General features: G+C 38.2%; 16 protein-coding genes. 15 read left to right on the top strand and 1 reads right to left on the bottom strand.

The features are described from left to right. The first annotated feature begins 39 nt into the window (after positions 1-39). The 6 genes from AB657_RS15740 (at position 40) to AB657_RS15715 (ending at position 3,944) form a co-directional block, all read left to right on the top strand. Positions 40-879 (top strand): hypothetical protein, encoded by an 840-nt coding sequence (locus AB657_RS15740; RefSeq protein WP_052958723.1) that lies wholly within the window; start codon positions 40-42, stop codon positions 877-879. Positions 880-928: 49 nt separating this feature from the next. Continuing rightward, the gene (locus tag AB657_RS15735; RefSeq protein WP_047247374.1) at positions 929-1,396 is read left to right on the top strand and encodes a DinB family protein; all 468 of its coding nucleotides are present in this window, start codon (positions 929-931) and stop codon (positions 1,394-1,396) included. A 150-nt stretch (positions 1,397-1,546) separates the two neighbouring features. Next, positions 1,547-1,987, top strand: a complete 441-nt coding sequence (locus AB657_RS15730; protein WP_047247373.1) for a DsrE family protein — start codon at positions 1,547-1,549, stop codon at positions 1,985-1,987. 141 nt (positions 1,988-2,128) lie between these two features. Continuing rightward, entirely contained in the window at positions 2,129-2,764 is a 636-nt protein-coding gene (locus tag AB657_RS15725) for a hypothetical protein (RefSeq protein ID WP_047247372.1), read from the top strand. A gap of 51 nt (positions 2,765-2,815) precedes the next feature. Continuing rightward, the gene (locus AB657_RS18285) at positions 2,816-3,082 is read left to right on the top strand and encodes an Imm17 family immunity protein (RefSeq protein WP_047247371.1); all 267 of its coding nucleotides are present in this window, start codon (positions 2,816-2,818) and stop codon (positions 3,080-3,082) included. Between the two features lie 16 nt (positions 3,083-3,098). Next, positions 3,099-3,944 (top strand): hypothetical protein, encoded by an 846-nt coding sequence (locus tag AB657_RS15715; RefSeq protein ID WP_047247370.1) that lies wholly within the window; start codon positions 3,099-3,101, stop codon positions 3,942-3,944. A 272-nt stretch (positions 3,945-4,216) separates the two neighbouring features. Here AB657_RS15715 and AB657_RS15710 read toward each other — a convergent pair whose 3' ends face one another. After that, on the bottom strand, positions 4,217-4,564 hold the full coding sequence (locus AB657_RS15710) for a DUF983 domain-containing protein (RefSeq protein WP_047247369.1): 348 nt from the start codon (positions 4,562-4,564) through the stop codon (positions 4,217-4,219). A 93-nt stretch (positions 4,565-4,657) separates the two neighbouring features. On the opposite strand from AB657_RS15710, the gene AB657_RS15705 reads away from it, so the two are divergent. From AB657_RS15705 to AB657_RS15660, 9 genes are all read left to right on the top strand, one after another. Continuing rightward, positions 4,658-5,554: an AraC family transcriptional regulator gene (locus AB657_RS15705; RefSeq protein ID WP_047247368.1), complete on the top strand. Its 897-nt coding sequence runs from the start codon at positions 4,658-4,660 to the stop codon at positions 5,552-5,554. A 436-nt stretch (positions 5,555-5,990) separates the two neighbouring features. Continuing rightward, complete coding sequence (locus AB657_RS15700; protein WP_047247367.1) at positions 5,991-6,923, top strand: sensor histidine kinase; 933 nt, start codon at positions 5,991-5,993, stop codon at positions 6,921-6,923. A gap of 67 nt (positions 6,924-6,990) precedes the next feature. After that, complete coding sequence (locus AB657_RS15695; RefSeq protein ID WP_047247366.1) at positions 6,991-7,509, top strand: DUF4442 domain-containing protein; 519 nt, start codon at positions 6,991-6,993, stop codon at positions 7,507-7,509. Between the two features lie 152 nt (positions 7,510-7,661). Continuing rightward, a complete protein-coding gene (locus tag AB657_RS15690) occupies positions 7,662-8,663 on the top strand; it encodes a succinylglutamate desuccinylase/aspartoacylase family protein (RefSeq protein ID WP_232304896.1) in 1,002 nt (333 codons plus the stop codon). Positions 8,664-8,786: 123 nt separating this feature from the next. Continuing rightward, positions 8,787-9,335: a TetR/AcrR family transcriptional regulator gene (locus AB657_RS15685; protein ID WP_047247365.1), complete on the top strand. Its 549-nt coding sequence runs from the start codon at positions 8,787-8,789 to the stop codon at positions 9,333-9,335. Positions 9,336-9,385: 50 nt separating this feature from the next. After that, positions 9,386-10,246 (top strand): SDR family oxidoreductase, encoded by an 861-nt coding sequence (locus tag AB657_RS15680; protein ID WP_047247364.1) that lies wholly within the window; start codon positions 9,386-9,388, stop codon positions 10,244-10,246. Positions 10,247-10,771: 525 nt separating this feature from the next. After that, complete coding sequence (locus tag AB657_RS15670; protein WP_047247362.1) at positions 10,772-12,658, top strand: CocE/NonD family hydrolase; 1,887 nt, start codon at positions 10,772-10,774, stop codon at positions 12,656-12,658. Between the two features lie 88 nt (positions 12,659-12,746). After that, positions 12,747-14,360 (top strand): sulfatase, encoded by a 1,614-nt coding sequence (locus AB657_RS15665; RefSeq protein WP_198146910.1) that lies wholly within the window; start codon positions 12,747-12,749, stop codon positions 14,358-14,360. Positions 14,361-14,608: 248 nt separating this feature from the next. Continuing rightward, positions 14,609-16,978: a TonB-dependent receptor gene (locus AB657_RS15660; RefSeq protein WP_047247361.1), complete on the top strand. Its 2,370-nt coding sequence runs from the start codon at positions 14,609-14,611 to the stop codon at positions 16,976-16,978. Positions 16,979-16,983: the final 5 nt, after the last annotated feature.

Genomic DNA, 16,983 nt, shown 5'->3' with positions numbered 1-16,983 from the left:
GGTAAAAAATCTCATACAGCATTATTTAGACCCATACTTATGAAAACCACAATTACAATACTACTATTCTTTTTAACCAAATCTTTATTCGTACAACAGTTTAAATATGTTAATGCCGAAAATGACTTTACCTATAGAGAAATTACCGACAACAACATCAACAGGCCAACATATGGCAGTAGTACCCTGGTTGCCCAAGAAACCGATATAGAACTTCAGCTTAAAAAAGGTTCAGAAAACATTAATGAAAAAGGGGCCAGAATCCAAGAAATTGAAGAAAGGCCCACAGTTAGTACCCATAGCCGACACTTAATGCCAAATGAACCGAGTAACATAATCGAGATAAAGTTTAAAGATTTTTCCCTTCAAATGGAACTGGACGCATGGGACAAAAATGGTAATCTAGAAAAAATACATGACCATACTGCTAAGGTCTATTTGGAAATCGGCGAAACCGTAGAAGGAAAAAAAGTAAAAATAAATCAATCCAAATACAGAAAGATAGAAGTTTTTCAAAGACATGAAAATAGTATCACCATAATGAACGAAGGACCACATTGCGACATGACCGAATGGAAACATTATTATTCGGAGTGGAATAAATTGGATTACAACATGCAAGAAAACACTTTTGTTTCTGACTCATACACTCAAAAAGACCGCGAAAGGTTTATAGACGTGGACATAAACGCATTTAAGAAAGCTGCAGAAAAAGAATGTGGCGTACAGTGGGCAGAACATATAAAAAATGTAAACAGTGTCGGCGAATATCCTTCGGGCGTATCCATCAGTAGAATTTATTATAAAATACTCCTTACGGACGATGACGGTATTGTGACCGAAAAAATTATTTCTTTTGAAATACCTATGGGGTGCTAAAACACCTATAACCGTATGTCTTCAACATTGTTTATAAAATAATGCGAAAATGTCTCAAACAGAACTCATAATTTTAAACTTTAATGAAATAAGAAGAAAAAGTATTACCCTTTGGAAAGGGCTTCCGGAAAGATATTATAATTGGAAACCCGATGAAAATGCCATGAGTGCAATAGAAATGATCAGACATGTTTTGGAGGCCGATTACGGATGGAACATTATCATCAACCAAGGGGATATGACAAATTACAAAACCCCTTGGCACAACAGACCTTTTACGAGTGTAATCGACGAGATTGAATTTGCAGCCCCCTACAGAAAAAACTTTTTGGACACCATTCGACGATTTTGCGATACGGACCTAAACCAGGTCACCATTGTTCATCCAGGAAATGGAAAGAAAAAAATACTGGGAGAATATTTACTTCGGATCGCCTATCACGAATCTGTTCATGCCGGTCAATTTCTATCCTACTTAAGAGCAATGAACATTGACCGCCCAACTATATGGGACTAACAATAACGCCCCAAGACCTTTTATTTTACGGATCAGTTTCCAAAAATTAAAAAACAGAAAAAAGATTTGTTCAACAAGCATTAATTACCACCAAAGTGGAGATTAATTTCTGTACTTTTAAAGAAACTATATCCATTTAAAATAGAATATATGAATACTATTTTTAAAACCTTACTTATTATTATGGTATTGGTGGGCAGTGCTACAGAAGCCCACAGTCAAAAGAAATTAGACCAACAAGTCGTTACAGATTTACAAAAGACACCTAAATATGGCTTTATACTCACCACAGAAAGGCATTTTAAAGGAGTATTGGGCATGTACGACCTACTTATTGAAAACGGCGTTACCATAGAGGATTATGAAATTGTGGTCAAGGGCAAGGTGGTTACACAATTGGTCAAAAATTCTGAACTGGAAACATTTTTTCAAAAGTATAAGGGAAAGGTAAAAGTTAGCGTGTGCAGTGTTGCCATGGAAAAATTGGGTGTATCGAAAGAAGACCTTTTTGATGGCCTTAGCGTTACCCCGACCGCCTCGGTACGTATGCTTCAATTACAGGCAAACGGTTATAACACCTTAACATACTAGTTATTTTTTACGGATTTACCGAAACATTGGTATCGGCTCTGCCTCTAAACAAAAATCCGTAGAACCGTCTTTGACAGGCTTTGGGCAATTTTGGGTAACGAACTTTAATTCTATTCGTCTGAATAAAAGACACCGTTGACCATGAATAGTATTAAAGAAAAAATAATACCTCAAATTTTTATCATTTATACGAGATATTTAATTGGTGGAACTTTTGTTTTTGCCAGCCTGATAAAAATTAAAGGACACCGCTTTACCTCTGAAAGTGGCGAATTAAATCCTATAAATAGCGCTTGGCATTTTTTCGAGACCATGTACCAATCCGGTCTATATTGGAAATTTATTGGAATAGCCCAATTGATAGCCGGTTTTTTATTGATGACACAGCGCTATTCTAAACTGGGCGCTTTAATTAACCTTCCAATTATTTTAAACATCTTCATTATTACCTTATCCTATTATTTTGCCTATACACCCGTAGTTACAGGACTTATGCTATTCGCGAATTTATTGTTGATTTTTTGGGAATGGAACGAAATCAAAATCCTATTTAATTTAACACCGACCTTTGACAAAAACATTAGATTGGAAAAAGACCCATTTTGGCAAATCATCGGATTGGTTTTATTCCTTTTTACATTTATTTATAGATTATTGATCAATAAGTATGATATCGTATTTTGGATGTTATCTTGCTTATTCATAAGCTCATTAGGGTTAATAATAGGATTATACCGAGAGAAAAAAAGAAAGATCAACATACAACATCACCTTTAGTTTATTACAACGGTACTTTAAATGATAAAAACCACATTCCCCATACTTTAAATGCGCAACATGGAAGAAATATTCGATCAGGTAAAAGTTTTTTTTGAGCTAAATCCGAAATACGCTTATTTAGTATTATCCATTATCTTCCTCATTTTCGCAATCGGTAATTTTCTTAATAAAAATTGGGCAATAGACCCCGCAAACAGTACTCAAAAGTTCAATTATAAAATTTTCGGGCATACTATTTTTAGATCAACAAAGGGGTTGCTCTATTTACTGGGTTTTATAGCTGGCCTATGCGGATTTATTATGCATTTAGAATAATCAAATTATGAAAACAATGAAATACAGAACACTCGTGCTACTGATAATATCGGCCATATTAATACCTTTAAAAAGTAATGCCATAAACCTTGGCATCCCAACAGAAAGGGAATTCAACAAAGAAAAAGACTTGTTGTTGGTACATTTTGACTGTAAAACAGATGTGGACGACCTTCATTCGGTCGCTGCATTGGTGACTTTAATGTCCCATTCCGATTTTTCTGAAATACAATATCATGCAGTTGCCGGTACGTATGGTATTCAAGAAGGCTTATACGTGCCACCCAACGATTTATTTCAACTGGCCTTTGGAGACAACTGGACAGATGCAAACGAAAATTTGTCCAATGCGGTTGAAAAAGTCAAAACCATTGCCTTAAGAACTCTTACCATTAAAGGTGATGTTTGGATTGCCGAAGCGGGTCAATCCGATTTTACAGCCAAACTGATAAGAGAAATTCAATTGGAGTTACCTAATTTAAATGTTTCAGAGCATATTCATATTGTGCAACATAGCGATTGGAACGAAAAAGTAACTTCGCCCGTAGACCTTCAATTTGTCAAAGAACACGCCGATTACCACAAAATTCCCGATGGAAACGCTGTAGGAAACGGAACACCCGGTTTTCGTACCCCAAATTTCTCTTACTGGGAAGAAAAGGTCGTAGACCCTACCTTAATGGAAGTATGGCAACTCGCAACAGACATAGCAAACAAATACAATGGAAAAGACGGGCGTTACAATAACGAGGCTATTGCCGCCGGAGGACTGGACTTCTCGGACCTTTCCGAGGTTTGTTGGATCTTGGGATTAAAACGAATAAAGGATACCCAAGAATTCTTTAATACCTATTCTTATTAATAAGACCTACATGGCCATTATGGCCACAAGAGGCAATAGGATTACGTACGACCTATTTATATGCGTTCTAAGAAATTCAAGTTCAGAAAATATCATCAAGAAAATAATGGATCAGGGTGTTATTACATTTAAAGAAAACTATCTGTTTTGCTCCATAAAACCATGTTTCCAAAGATTATTAACTCCCTTTGGGGTTCTGGTCACATTAGCCTTAAATTACTCAAACATTACACTTTAAAATAGTGTAATATGACGTGCAATCAAAGTCCATTTCACTTATAAAAAAAGTATATCCAAATAGACCTAGACAATTTATAATTGAAAGTACTTAACAAAAATGCAATTACGGCAATAATGGAAAAGACCTTTAAAGGAGACAAATCGATAATGTACCAAAATAATACAAGACATGTTATCATTTGTGCCGCAGCAAGGGCATAACTCACGAACATGGCCCCAAAAAAGAAACCTGGCTCCCGTTCAAATTTATAATTGCACACCGGGCACGTATCGTTCATTTTAGGAATGTTCAACACTATTCTTTTTCCCTTATCAGGAAACATGTTTCCTTTCTTGCAATTTGGACACTTACAATTTAAAGCATCTATAACTTTGCTCATAGTATAGAATTTATTCTACCGCAAAGTTAGGCTGCCAACCTACTTTCACCCATATATTATGTTCGCTATTTTTTGTACTTTTAGGACATTTCTATGAAGATACCCGTTCTAAATATTGGTCAGTTTAGAGAATCGGCACCTCTAAACGAGGTGTACATAAATTCTTTTTCAAATCACATACAGTTAAACAAGCATTTAATAAACAAACCCCATACCCATAATTTCTACTTATGCGTACTTTTCACGAAAGGCACGGGCATTCATGAGATTGATTTTAATGCCTATAGTATAAATCCTGGTAAGGTGTTTTTTTTAAAACCGGGACAAACCCATTTTTGGAAATTTGAGACACCACCCGAAGGATTCATATTTTTTCATTCACAAGAATTTTATGACCTAAAGTTCTTAGAACACACTCTTAATTCATTTCCTTTTTTTGGCTCGCACCAAAATCCTCCCGTATTGCAATTGGATTCCCATAAAATGCAAGACCTAAAAGTTATGTTTAAAGAAGCTTATACAGAATACTTACAGGCCAATCTTTTAAGGGAATTAAAAATTATAAATACCCTAAACTGTATCTATATCGAATTAACCAGGGTCTATACTTCTGATATAAATTTGAAAAAGCTTACATCTCCCAATTATTCCAACATACTTGAAAACCTTGAGAACTTGATAAACGTTCATTTTTATAAAGAAAAGTTCCCTAAATTTTATGCCGATAAACTTAATATAAGCACCAAGCATCTAAACAGGGTCGTAAAGCAAACTATAAACAAAACAACGAACCAATTAATTTTCGAAAGAGTGATTCTGGAAGCAAAAAGAATGATCGTACATTCCCACGATAATTTAGCCACAATTGCGGATACTTTAGAATTCTCGGATTACGCCTATTTTTCAAAGTTTTTTAAATCAAAAACAGGAATGACACCTTTGGGTTTTCGCAAAAAGTATTTTTATAAGACCAAGACCCATTTAAAATAACAATAGGGTTAAAAAACGCACACCCAACACACATACAATTGTTTATCGGCAACTTAATACATTAGTTTAAAACAAATCAATCGATTTTACTAGAACCGTATAATTACACTACAAATTTCTTGCTTCCACTTTTTTGTACTTTTTAAACAATACGATCAAAAGAATCATATTGTCCTATTTTATACACCCAAAGACTTTCAACGACCATAAAAATTACCAACAACAAAAACGTGTTTTATAACAAAGAATGGTATCTTAAAAAAGAATTTGGCTGCAATAGCATATTTCTTTTGTTCAATATTTTCTATTTTGTAGTGTTTTGCACTAGATAGGCCTTTAGTGACCATTTAAGTTAAATTTATTCTTGATGCGCAAAAAAGAACATTAAATTACACAATCATCATGCATTGTAGTCCCCTGAAGAATTTTAGATAACATGCCCAAATTCATAGAAAAAGTAGAAAACCTACTAAGTAAGCCGTATAGAATCGTCTTTGTCTCTGTACTTTTTTCCCTCTTTTTATTTCTATTGTCCGCCTGTTTTATAGAGGTGGCCAATTTTGCCTATGGCTTTACGCTGGCCCTGGTAATGCCCATTATTATATCGTACCCAATATCTAAGATCGTTTTTGGATACACGCAAAAAATAAAAAAACAAAAACAGGAACTTGTCAAGTTGGACACCATCAATAAAAAACTTTTTACATTAATATCGCACGATATAAGAAGTCCCATCGCAACCCTACAGAGTTTGGTGTATTCGATGGCCTTCAACGATTTTGATGAAAAAACAGAGAAAGAATATTTAGGGCGGTTATCTAAACACATTGCCAACCTAGATATATTCTTAACAGATTTACTGCAATGGTCACAAGACCAGATTCAAGACAAACCGGTTAATTTCACCCTATTCAAGTGCAATGATATCTTAACGCAAATTGGAGGCTTGTTCGAAGGTTTGTTATTGGAAAAACAAATAGATTTTACCATTGGCGATTTAGACAGTACCATCTATGCCGATCAACAGAACTATGCTTTTATTGTTAGAAACGTTTTGCACAATGCCATCAAATTCACTCCTAAAAATGGTAAAATACATATTTGCCTAAAGGTAGATGGTGATGAAGTGCATACGATCATCAAAGATTCGGGTGTGGGTCTGTCCAAAGAGGAAATAGATACCATATTCGGAGGCGAACAACTCTTTACCCAACTGGGTACCTCCGAAGAAAAAGGTACTGGTTTTGGTCTAAAGGCCTGTATAGACTATCTAAAGAAAAACAACGGAAGATTGGCTATAGAAAGCACTCCAGAAAAGGGAACGAAAGTGGCCATAATACTACCCAACTCTTCTCTTAAAACCAAATAGGCATAAATACGGATTGCAAGTACATTCCCCTTGATGAGCGATATAAACCCCATAATAAAAACATAAAATGTCTGTTTATAAAAAAATTGCAAAAATAGGTTCAAAGCTATTTTCAGAGCACAAGCTATTTAAGTACGGGTTCAATTATTCTCCGATGTACAAAAGAAGTACAGCCAAAATAATTGAAGTATCACCTAATTTATTACATATAAGAATTAAGCTACCCATTAGTTACAAAAACAGAAATTACGTTAGTTCCATATTCGGTGGCAGCATGTTTTCGGCCGTAGACCCGATTCCGATGGTTCAGTTAATGAATTTGATCGGGGATGACTATGTAGTTTGGGACAAATCGGCCCAAATATTTTTCAAAAGGCCGGCAAAAGAAAACCTATATGCCGATTTTGATTATTCCGAAAAAGAACTGAAAGACATAAAGAACCAGGTTTCCGAAAAGAAAGAAATAGAAATAGTGAAAACAACGCAACTCACCAATAAGAATAGAAGCGTGATATATTGCGAAGTAAAAAAAACAATTTACGTAGCCGATAAAAAATTCTATAAACAGAAGCGTAAAAACAAATAAATTTGTTCTTTATCTCAAAAACATTACGGACCCAACAATATTGACCGTATAAGTTGGTATCCATGTTTCATGTACGAATCCATCGCAAAACCTATATCGCCATGTCAAAAACTTTGTTTTCGCTTTTATTCTTTTTCATAACAAACCTAATAGTGTCCCAAAACAGCTTTGAAAGTATTTACAAGGCCAGTGCAAGGCCACACAAAGAGAACATCCAGGTATATCTGAACGATGATGCCGGAAATTCAGGTTATATACCCATATCTATTATAAAAGGCAAAAACGAAGGTCCGGTATTTACCATTATTGCCGGGGTTCACGGTTTTGAATACCCGCCGATCGTGGCTACGCAAAAGCTAATGAAAGACATTGATGCGGACAAGCTTAGAGGTACATTGGTCATTATTCCGGTGGCCAATACGGCCTCCTTTTTTACCCGTACCCCCTTTATAAACCCTCAAGACCAAAAGAATCTGAACAATGCCTTCCCCGGAAAGGTCGATGGCACCATTACAGAACAAATAGCCCATTACATAACCACCAACATTATTCCCGTTAGCGATGTTCTTTTAGATGTACATGGGGGCGATGCCTGCGAGGACCTGATTCCGTTTGTTTGCTATTACGACAACAAACAAAAACCCGATCAAACGGCATTGGCAAAAAAACTTTCGGAAAATAGTGGTTTTGAACTTGTGGTTTCCTACGGTTACTCGCTATCCGATACCGACCCGGCAAAGTATGCCTTTAAACAAGCAGTACAAGATGGAAAAACGGCCTTGAGCATCGAATGTGGCAAAATGGGGAATGTACAGGAAGAGAACGTAGAGCTCATCTTAAAAGGAGTGTATAACATGTTGGCCACCATGAATATGTACGACCTTGGCAGTGGACCACACGAAAATATAATCTATGGTACCGACCAAGTATATATCAATGCCGGTGTACAAGGTATTTTTTACAGCGAGTACAAAGCTGGGGACCAAGTTAAAAAAGATGCCGTTGTCGGTTACACCACCGATGAGTTCGGTAAAGTCTTAGAAGAATACAAATCCCCAAAGGATGGCATTATTTTGTACAAACTGGCAACACCTCCCATTAATATAGATGATACGGTAATGTGCATCAGTTCTATTATAGAAAACAAAGAATAAAAAGACAAAGACCTTTACCGAGCATGTTTTAACAACGGAGCAATATGCAAAATATAAAGCCCTTCGAAAAAAATATTTAGTTATAGACTGGAATGATCATTCCATTTGTTCTATATTTGCAACGTGAACAAAAAAGAATCCATATTAGTATCGGCTTTACATCTTCTTGTAAACAATGGCGTACACAACACACCTATGTCCGCCATCGCCAAAGAAGCCGGTACCGGTATGGGGACCATTTATAATTATTTTAAAAACAAGGATGAACTGATCAATGAATTATACTTGTATATAAAAGAAAAGGAGAAAACGGTATTTGTACCCTTTGACGAAAATGAGCCGGTAAAAACCCAGTTCGAAAAATACTATTCCAATTTTATAGATTTTTTCGTGCAAAACCCCTCGTATTATGGGCTAATCGTACAGTTACAAGCTTCACCCATTATTACGGAAAACAGCAAGGAAGAAGGTAACAAATCGGTACAGCCGTTTATAGAATTACTGCTACACGGACAAAAAAATAGAATTATCAAAAACATTCCGGCAGACGAGCTTATCTTTTTTATAGGTGGAGCGGTACTCTCTTACCTAAGATGGTATTTTGACCGAAATGAAAAACAGATTTCCATCTCAAATCAATTGCAATTGGTATGGGATGCCATAAAGGAATAAAAAATTTATCAATAAACTGGAATGAACATTCGTTCCATAAATAAATTAAAATGAAACAAAATGTATTAATTACCGGCACATCTACCGGCGTAGGGTTCGAAAGCGCCCTACTATTGGCCAGAAACAATTACAAGGTGTATGCCACCATGCGTAACCTTAAAAAAGCAGATGCATTAAAACAGCGAATAAAAGAGGAGCACCTGGACATTGCGATTCTTCCGCTCGACGTAACCAAAATAGAATCCATTACATCTGCCGTGGACCACATTATTCAAAAAGACGGAAAAATAGATGTGCTCATCAATAATGCCGGAGCAGGCTTTGCAAAAACGACCGAGCAGGCAAGCGAAGAAGAAATACGCTGGGTAACCGAAGTCAACTATCATGGCGTGGTATTTTGTACAAAGGCCGTGCTACCACATATGAGAAAACAAAAATCGGGACAAATAATTAGCATAACATCGGTGGGTGGCCTTGTCGGACAGCCCTTTAACGAATTGTATTGTGGAGCCAAATTTGCCGTGGAAGGTTTTATGGAGTCCTTGGTGACCTATGTAAGCGACGCCTTCAACATTAAGATCAGCAACATTGAACCTGGTGGCATCAGCACCGAGTTTATGGCATCCGCTATTGGTAAGACGGCTGTAAACGGAACATTTGCCACCGGAGAATACGCCCCTATTTTTGAACAATATATGGCCGGAAATCAAAAAAGGGCCAGCGAAAGTACCGAGCAGGTATATCAAACCGGTGTCGAAGTGGCACAAGTGGTACTAGAAGTGGCACAGAGCAACAACCCTCCGTTAAGAATACGCACATCACAATGGGCAGAGAATTTTTGCGCCCTAAAGACAAAGGCCGACCCCGATGGCACCAAATTGATCCATCAAATAAGGGAGAGTTTTCTATAGAAAATGAAAACATATCTATAGCGCATTGATCCCGACCATCATGGTCTTTCTTAATCTTTGCCCCACCTCTTATATATTTGGCAAAAGCATTGACCCATCCTAATTAATTCGGTATTAATGCTTTTGCCTTTTGTTTTGCGAAGAACACTTACAAACGGCAACTACCAATATTTTGGTGTTGCCAATCAGAAAAAAAAGTCCCCTGTTACACCAATTTTGACAACCATCAAAAAATCTTTAAAGAGGTCGCTGGCAGACTTACTTTCTTCATCTAAACTTAAACACAAGAAACATCTTGATACAAACTGGTGCCCCGCAACTATATTTTTTTATAATGAAAACCCATAATTCATGGCAGATCGTCTATTTTTAGGGTACTTATCGCTTTATATATGATAATGAACAATGGTGCTACCGTTAAAAGCATAACACCTAGTACCAAGGATCAAGTGAGATACACTTTTCAAAAACGAACTATTAAAAAAACGACCGAACCTTATATACCAACCACAAACCAAAATTAAAATGACACAGCAGTCCATTAGAACCATCCTAACAGCAATCGTTTTTTTTATGAGCGGCCTAAGCCTTCTGGCACAGGACAATGTACTCGAAGAGCTGAAAGAAATTGCAATTATCGACCAGAAAATAATGATGCCAATGCGAGACGGCATACGTTTGGCCACGGACATTTATCGTCCTAAAACGGACAAAAAAGTACCCATTATTTTTTCTAGAACCCCATATAACTTTAATTCTTGGGGAGACGGCAAGCAAAGAACACGTACGGCCTCTAGGGCCCTTGAAGCGGTCAAAAGAGGGTATGCCTATGTGGTTCAAAATGAACGCGGAAGGTATTTCTCGGAAGGTGAATGGGATATTTTAGGTGTACCGTTGACCGATGGGTACGATGCCTTTACATGGATGAAGAACCAACCTTGGTCCAATGGCAAAATCGGTACTCTAGGATGTTCATCTACCGCAGAGTGGCAAATGGCGGTTGCCGCCTTAGACCACCCATCACATGCCGCCATGGTACCCCAAGGTTTCGGAGCAGGTGTTGGACGGGTCGGGGATATTAACGAGCAAGGCAACTGGTACCGGGGCGGAGCCGAACAGATGCTGTTTTTTTCTTGGCTATATGGTGTAGAGCACGATAAATTTAAACCTCGTATTCCGGCAGGTGCAACACAAGAAGACCTCATCAGAATTTCAAGGTTTTATGATTTGGCGCCAGAAAACCCACCAGTGGATATGGCCCAGGCACTAAAACACCTGCCTATTCAAGATATTTTAAAGAACATAAACGGTAAGCATGAGATTTTTGACAAAATGATCCGCCGTAAACCCAACGACGAAGATTGGTTCAAAGGTGGGCTGTACCATGACAATATGGATATAGGGGTTCCCAGTTTTTGGTTCGCCTCATGGTACGATGTCTCCATTACCCCAAATATTGCCCTTTTCAATCATGTTAGAAATAACGCAAAAGACAAAGAAATCAGGGACAATCAGTATTTGGTGATCGCACCAACCTTGCACTGTGCCTATACGCGTGCAACGGAAAACACCATTGTAGGCGAACGCAGCGTTGGCGATGCACGACTTAATTACGACGAGCAGATCTATGCCTGGTTCGATATGTGGCTAAAAGGTGAGAAAAATGATTTTAAGGAAAAGACACCAAGGGTGCAATATTATACTATGGGAAGCAACAAATGGCAGGCTTCGGAAACCTGGCCTCCCGAAAATGCAAAACCAACCACTTTTTATTTAAATAGTGGGGGTCATGCCAACAGTGCTTATGGCGACGGAGTTTTATCAACTAAAAAAGCTGGTTCCGACAACCCCGATAGCTTCACCTACGACCCAATGGTACCCGTACCCTCTTATGGCGGTAATGTATGTTGCACCGGTAATGCCGTCAAAGGCGGAGCCTATGACCAGCAGCAAATGGAAACCAGAAATGATATTTTGGTCTACACTTCCGATGTTTTAGACGAAGGTGTAGAGGTTTCCGGGTTTATAGAATCTACGTTATACGTATCTTCAGATGCAAAAGACACCGACTTTACCATTAAACTTATTGATGTATATCCTGATGGGCGAGCCTATAACCTAGACGAAACCATACAACGTGTAAGATATCGCGAAGGCTATGACAAAGAAGTTTTTATGGAAAAGGGGAAAGTCTACAAAGTAGACCTGACACCAATGTCTACCAGTAATTATTTTGAAAAAGGACACCGTATCCGCATAGAGGTTTCGAGCAGCAATTTTCCACGTTTTGCAAGAAATTTGAACACAGGCGGCAATAACTATGACGAAAAGGTCGGTGTGGTCGCGCATAACAAGGTGCACCATTCCAAAGAACATCCTTCACAGATTAAATTGCCTATTGTTTCTAAATAAGACCAAAGTAGATAAAAACACTGAAATTACTTTTTTCAGCTGTTTCATAACACTTAACATCTATCTAATTTCAATATTTAAAAATCTTATGAAATCTGAAACGGTTTTAAACAAAGAAACAAAAAGACCAATATTCAAACCTATAATATATCTGTTGACCTCTATCTTCCTAATCTTGGTAAGTTGCAAAGAAAAGGAAGGAAAAATTAAAAAACCGGCCAATGTATTATTTGTCTCGATTGATGATTTACGGCCCAATATAGGCGTATATGGTGATACTGTTGCCATTACCCCCCACTTGGACAAGTTAGCTTCAGAAGGTATTACTTTTATGGAGGCCTTCAGTCAAGTTGCTGTGTGCGCACCGTCTAGAGCTAGTGTTATGACTGGCGTTAGACCCGATTCTACAAGGGTGTGGCACCTTGGAGACAAATTCAGGAACATAAACCCCGATGCAGTTACCATGCCACAGTACTTTTCAAAATTTGGCTATCATACGGTCAATATTGGAAAAATCTTCCATAATTATATGCCAGATTCAGTTTCTTGGGACGAACCGGACCTTAGGCCATCTCAATACTTAAAAAAAGATTGGATAAATAGGGATGGGGAAACTTTTTATATCAGCGAGGAGATAAATAAATCTCAGGCTAGAAAAAGAGATTCACTCTTAAAATTAAAACCCATAAGATATGCCGACGGCTGGAACACTGGTCCTGCATGGGAAGCGGCGGATGTACATGATACTATGTACTACGATGGCGCACAGACCGAATTGGCCAAGAGAACATTGGATAGATTATCTAAAATGAACAAACCGTTTTATATGGGCCTTGGGTATTTTAGACCACACCTACCTTTTGCAGTCCCAAAAAAGTATTGGGATCTATACGACCGCAATGATATACCACTCCCCAACAATCCTAACATCCCCGAAGGCGCTCCCTTACATACAATGAACTCTATGTACGAACTAAGGCACTATGATGGTTTTGGACATATTGCACACCCTACGCAACCCTCTAACATAAGTGAGGATACCACCCGTATCTTAAGACAAGGGTACTATGCCAGTGTCAGCTATGTAGACGCCTTATTAGGTGATTTGGTTTCCCATTTAAAAAAATTAGATATCTACGATAATACGATTATCGTGATTTGGGGAGACCACGGTTGGAAATTGGGTGACCATAATAGTTGGGGAAAAATGACCAATTACAACATTGATTTAAAAGTACCTGTAATAGTCAGATACCCGAACCAAGAAAAAAGAGGCATCAAATCTAATGAAATTATAGAACTGGTAGATTTATTTCCATCGCTCTGCGAACTAGCAGGAATAGATGTTCCCGACTATATGCAAGGAACAAGTTTTGTTCCACTTACCAAAAATCCCAAGTTACCATGGAAAAATGCCGCCTTTAGCCAATTTCACCGCAGACCAAAAGTTTCTGCAGACGGCAAAAGATATATGGGCTACTCTATTAACACCGTAGAGTATCACTATATAGAATGGTACGATTGGAATTCTGAAATCGGTAAAAGGGGAGAACTAAAAGGCATTGAACTGTACGATAGGATCAATGACCCAAATGAAACCGTGAACCTTTCCAAAAAGAATGATATGACCCAAGTTATAGACGATTTATCTGTACAACTGGCCAGAGGATGGAAAAACGCCCGGCCCAAATTCAAAACATAAGAACCAATAAATTTGCTTCCCGGTTTTATTTACAAATCCACAGGCCCAAAATCATTTGATCAGTACCTTTCACATAAAAGACAATGCTACCACTACATATTTCTTTATTTAAAACCTTCTATTCTATGCACCCCACCCTCTCCTAAAATTTCTTATTTAGATTTAATACAAATAATTTGGATTACTTGTGATTGGGAAATACATTTGCCCAAAATTTACACTATTCATATTAAGTCTAAATAAATCTAATGAAATATTTTATATCTAGTTTCGCATTACTATTGCTGTCGCATGTTGTTTTTTCGCAAAGCGCTCAGGTAAGTGGAAAAGTAACAGACAACTACGGAAACCCCTTAATGGGCGTAAACATTCTTGTAAAAAAGACTACAAAAGGAACACAGACCAATGACATAGGTGCGTTTACGATTACCGGCCTGGCCAACGGAGACCATGTATTATCGCTCTCTTATCTAGGTTTTAAGACCCGCGAAGTATCTTTTACCGTTGCCAATGGCCAAAATGTAGATCTTGCCGAGATTATACTGTACGAGGGCAACGAAATATTGAGCGAAGTGATCGTAGAGGCAGAACGCCGCAATAAGTTCTCTAGAAAAGAGACCGCCTACGTGTCTAAAATGCCCTTAAAGAATATAGAGAACTCCCAAGTTTACAACACTATTACCAACCAGTTGTTGGTTTCACAGTCGGTAAATACCTTTAAAGATGCCTTGTCAAATGCAGCGGGTATTACGCAGTTGTGGTCCTCTACCGGTAGAAGTGGCGATGGCGCGGGTTATTACTCTAGCCGTGGTTTTGCGGTGCAACCACAATTGGTAAACGGCGTAGCCGGTATTACAAATGGTTTTATAAACCCTTCTAACGTAGAACGTGTAGAGGTGATCAAAGGGCCTTCGGGAACCTTGTTCGGTAGCGCGGTGACCTCTTATGGTGGTCTCATCAATATTGTTACAAAAAAACCATATAGCGGCACCGGGGGAGAAATTACGGTGTCTGGCGGATCGTACGATTTTGCAAAATTGAACGCCGATGTAAACGTGAGCCCTAACGACCAATTGTCGTTACGTTTTAATACAGGGTTTCAACAAGAACACAGTTTTCAGGATGCCGGTATAAAAAAATCGGTCTTTGTAGCGCCTTCTATTTCATACAAGGTAAATAACGACTTAACCCTTAACTTTTCGTACGAGGCCTCAGAAAACGAACAGACCAACGAAACCTTTTTGTTCTTAAACAGATATGCGCCCCTTACTTTTAACTCTATCGATGAGTTGGGCTATGACACCGATCTCTCTTTTACCAGCAACGATGTTACCATAGAGAACATTACCCAGAATTACCGTGGTGAAGTGGCCTGGAAAATTTCAGACCAATGGTCTTCACAAACATTGGTATCTGGAGGTATAGCAAAATCTTTAGGCTACTACACATACTTGTGGAACGGTGCCGAAGACACCTTTAGCCTATACGCACAAGATACCGACTCTAAGACCAAGACCCTTAATCTACAGCAAAACTTTACAGGAACCTTTAAAATAGGTAGCGTACAGAACAAATTGTTGGTAGGCGCCGATTATTTGGATTACAACATCATAGACAATAGCTCTAACTGGGGTTATTTACATACCATCGATATTACTGGAGACCTCATCTATGGCGAACCGGAAATCAATGCGGAAAACTTAAGTGCCGCCTTATCGGGGCTTGGATATTTAGATAGCGATATCCGTCAGAATATATTCGGGGCCTACGTATCGGATGTCATCAATATATTACCTTCCTTATCGGTTATGGGAAGCATTCGTTACGACCGATTTGATTATCAAGGCGATAGAAAAACCGATACCGATGACGATACCGAATACACAGAATCTACCCTATCCCCAAAATTCGGCATTGTTTTTCAGCCTATCCTTAACCAGCTATCTATTTTCGCCAACTACCAAAACGGATTTTCGTATGTAAATCCGCAGTACATTACAAATTACGAAACTGGTGAGGTTACCCTACAGGCGTATGACGTTGAAAAAGCAAATCAGTTAGAAATAGGGGCAAAATCTAACTTGTTCAACAGTAAGTTAGAAGCCACCTTAAGCTACTACAACATTAATGTGGACAATAAATATTACTGGGCCACACAGACCCAAGACCTTGAGATCAATAGCCAAGGTATAGAGCTAGAGGTAAACGCCAATCCGATAGAAGGCTTAAACATTCACTCTGGCTTTAGCTATAATGATTCTGAAATTACCGATTCTCCTTCAGCGGAACAATTGGAAGGAAACAGGTACGGTGAATCAGGACCAGAGATTACCTATAACTTTTGGACGGACTACAGGTTTTTGAAAAACTTTGGCGCCGGTGCCGGCTTTAACGGTCAAACGGAATACGATACTATGGTAGATTACAAGGCTACCACCGGAAGTTTTATGATTCCCGGGTACACCATTTTTAATGCATCGCTTTATTACGAAACCAATAAATTTAGAATTAGCATCAAAGGCAATAACCTGGCCGACAAAACCTATTACTCAGGATGGAGCACGGTTACGCCACAACAAAAAAGAACCATATTGGGTACTTTTACCTTTAAGTTTTAAAATGC

Source organism: Maribacter thermophilus, assembly GCF_001020565.1.
In the GTDB taxonomy this organism is placed as follows: domain Bacteria; phylum Bacteroidota; class Bacteroidia; order Flavobacteriales; family Flavobacteriaceae; genus Maribacter; species Maribacter thermophilus.
Note: the sequence above shows the minus strand (reverse complement) of the source record. Positions and strands in the feature narration are given on the sequence as shown.

Coding starts and splice junctions, on each gene's coding strand:
- AB657_RS15735 (WP_047247374.1), top strand. CDS start 929: ATGTCTCAAACAGAACTCATAATTTTAAACTTTAATGAAATAAGAAGA.
- AB657_RS18285 (WP_047247371.1), top strand. CDS start 2,816: ATGCGCAACATGGAAGAAATATTCGATCAGGTAAAAGTTTTTTTTGAG.
- AB657_RS15700 (WP_047247367.1), top strand. CDS start 5,991: ATGCCCAAATTCATAGAAAAAGTAGAAAACCTACTAAGTAAGCCGTAT.
- AB657_RS15730 (WP_047247373.1), top strand. CDS start 1,547: ATGAATACTATTTTTAAAACCTTACTTATTATTATGGTATTGGTGGGC.
- AB657_RS15660 (WP_047247361.1), top strand. CDS start 14,609: ATGAAATATTTTATATCTAGTTTCGCATTACTATTGCTGTCGCATGTT.
- AB657_RS15680 (WP_047247364.1), top strand. CDS start 9,386: ATGAAACAAAATGTATTAATTACCGGCACATCTACCGGCGTAGGGTTC.
- AB657_RS15670 (WP_047247362.1), top strand. CDS start 10,772: ATGACACAGCAGTCCATTAGAACCATCCTAACAGCAATCGTTTTTTTT.
- AB657_RS15710 (WP_047247369.1), bottom strand. CDS start 4,564: ATGAGCAAAGTTATAGATGCTTTAAATTGTAAGTGTCCAAATTGCAAG.
- AB657_RS15715 (WP_047247370.1), top strand. CDS start 3,099: ATGAAATACAGAACACTCGTGCTACTGATAATATCGGCCATATTAATA.
- AB657_RS15740 (WP_052958723.1), top strand. CDS start 40: ATGAAAACCACAATTACAATACTACTATTCTTTTTAACCAAATCTTTA.
- AB657_RS15665 (WP_198146910.1), top strand. CDS start 12,747: ATGAAATCTGAAACGGTTTTAAACAAAGAAACAAAAAGACCAATATTC.
- AB657_RS15705 (WP_047247368.1), top strand. CDS start 4,658: ATGAAGATACCCGTTCTAAATATTGGTCAGTTTAGAGAATCGGCACCT.
- AB657_RS15725 (WP_047247372.1), top strand. CDS start 2,129: ATGAATAGTATTAAAGAAAAAATAATACCTCAAATTTTTATCATTTAT.
- AB657_RS15695 (WP_047247366.1), top strand. CDS start 6,991: ATGTCTGTTTATAAAAAAATTGCAAAAATAGGTTCAAAGCTATTTTCA.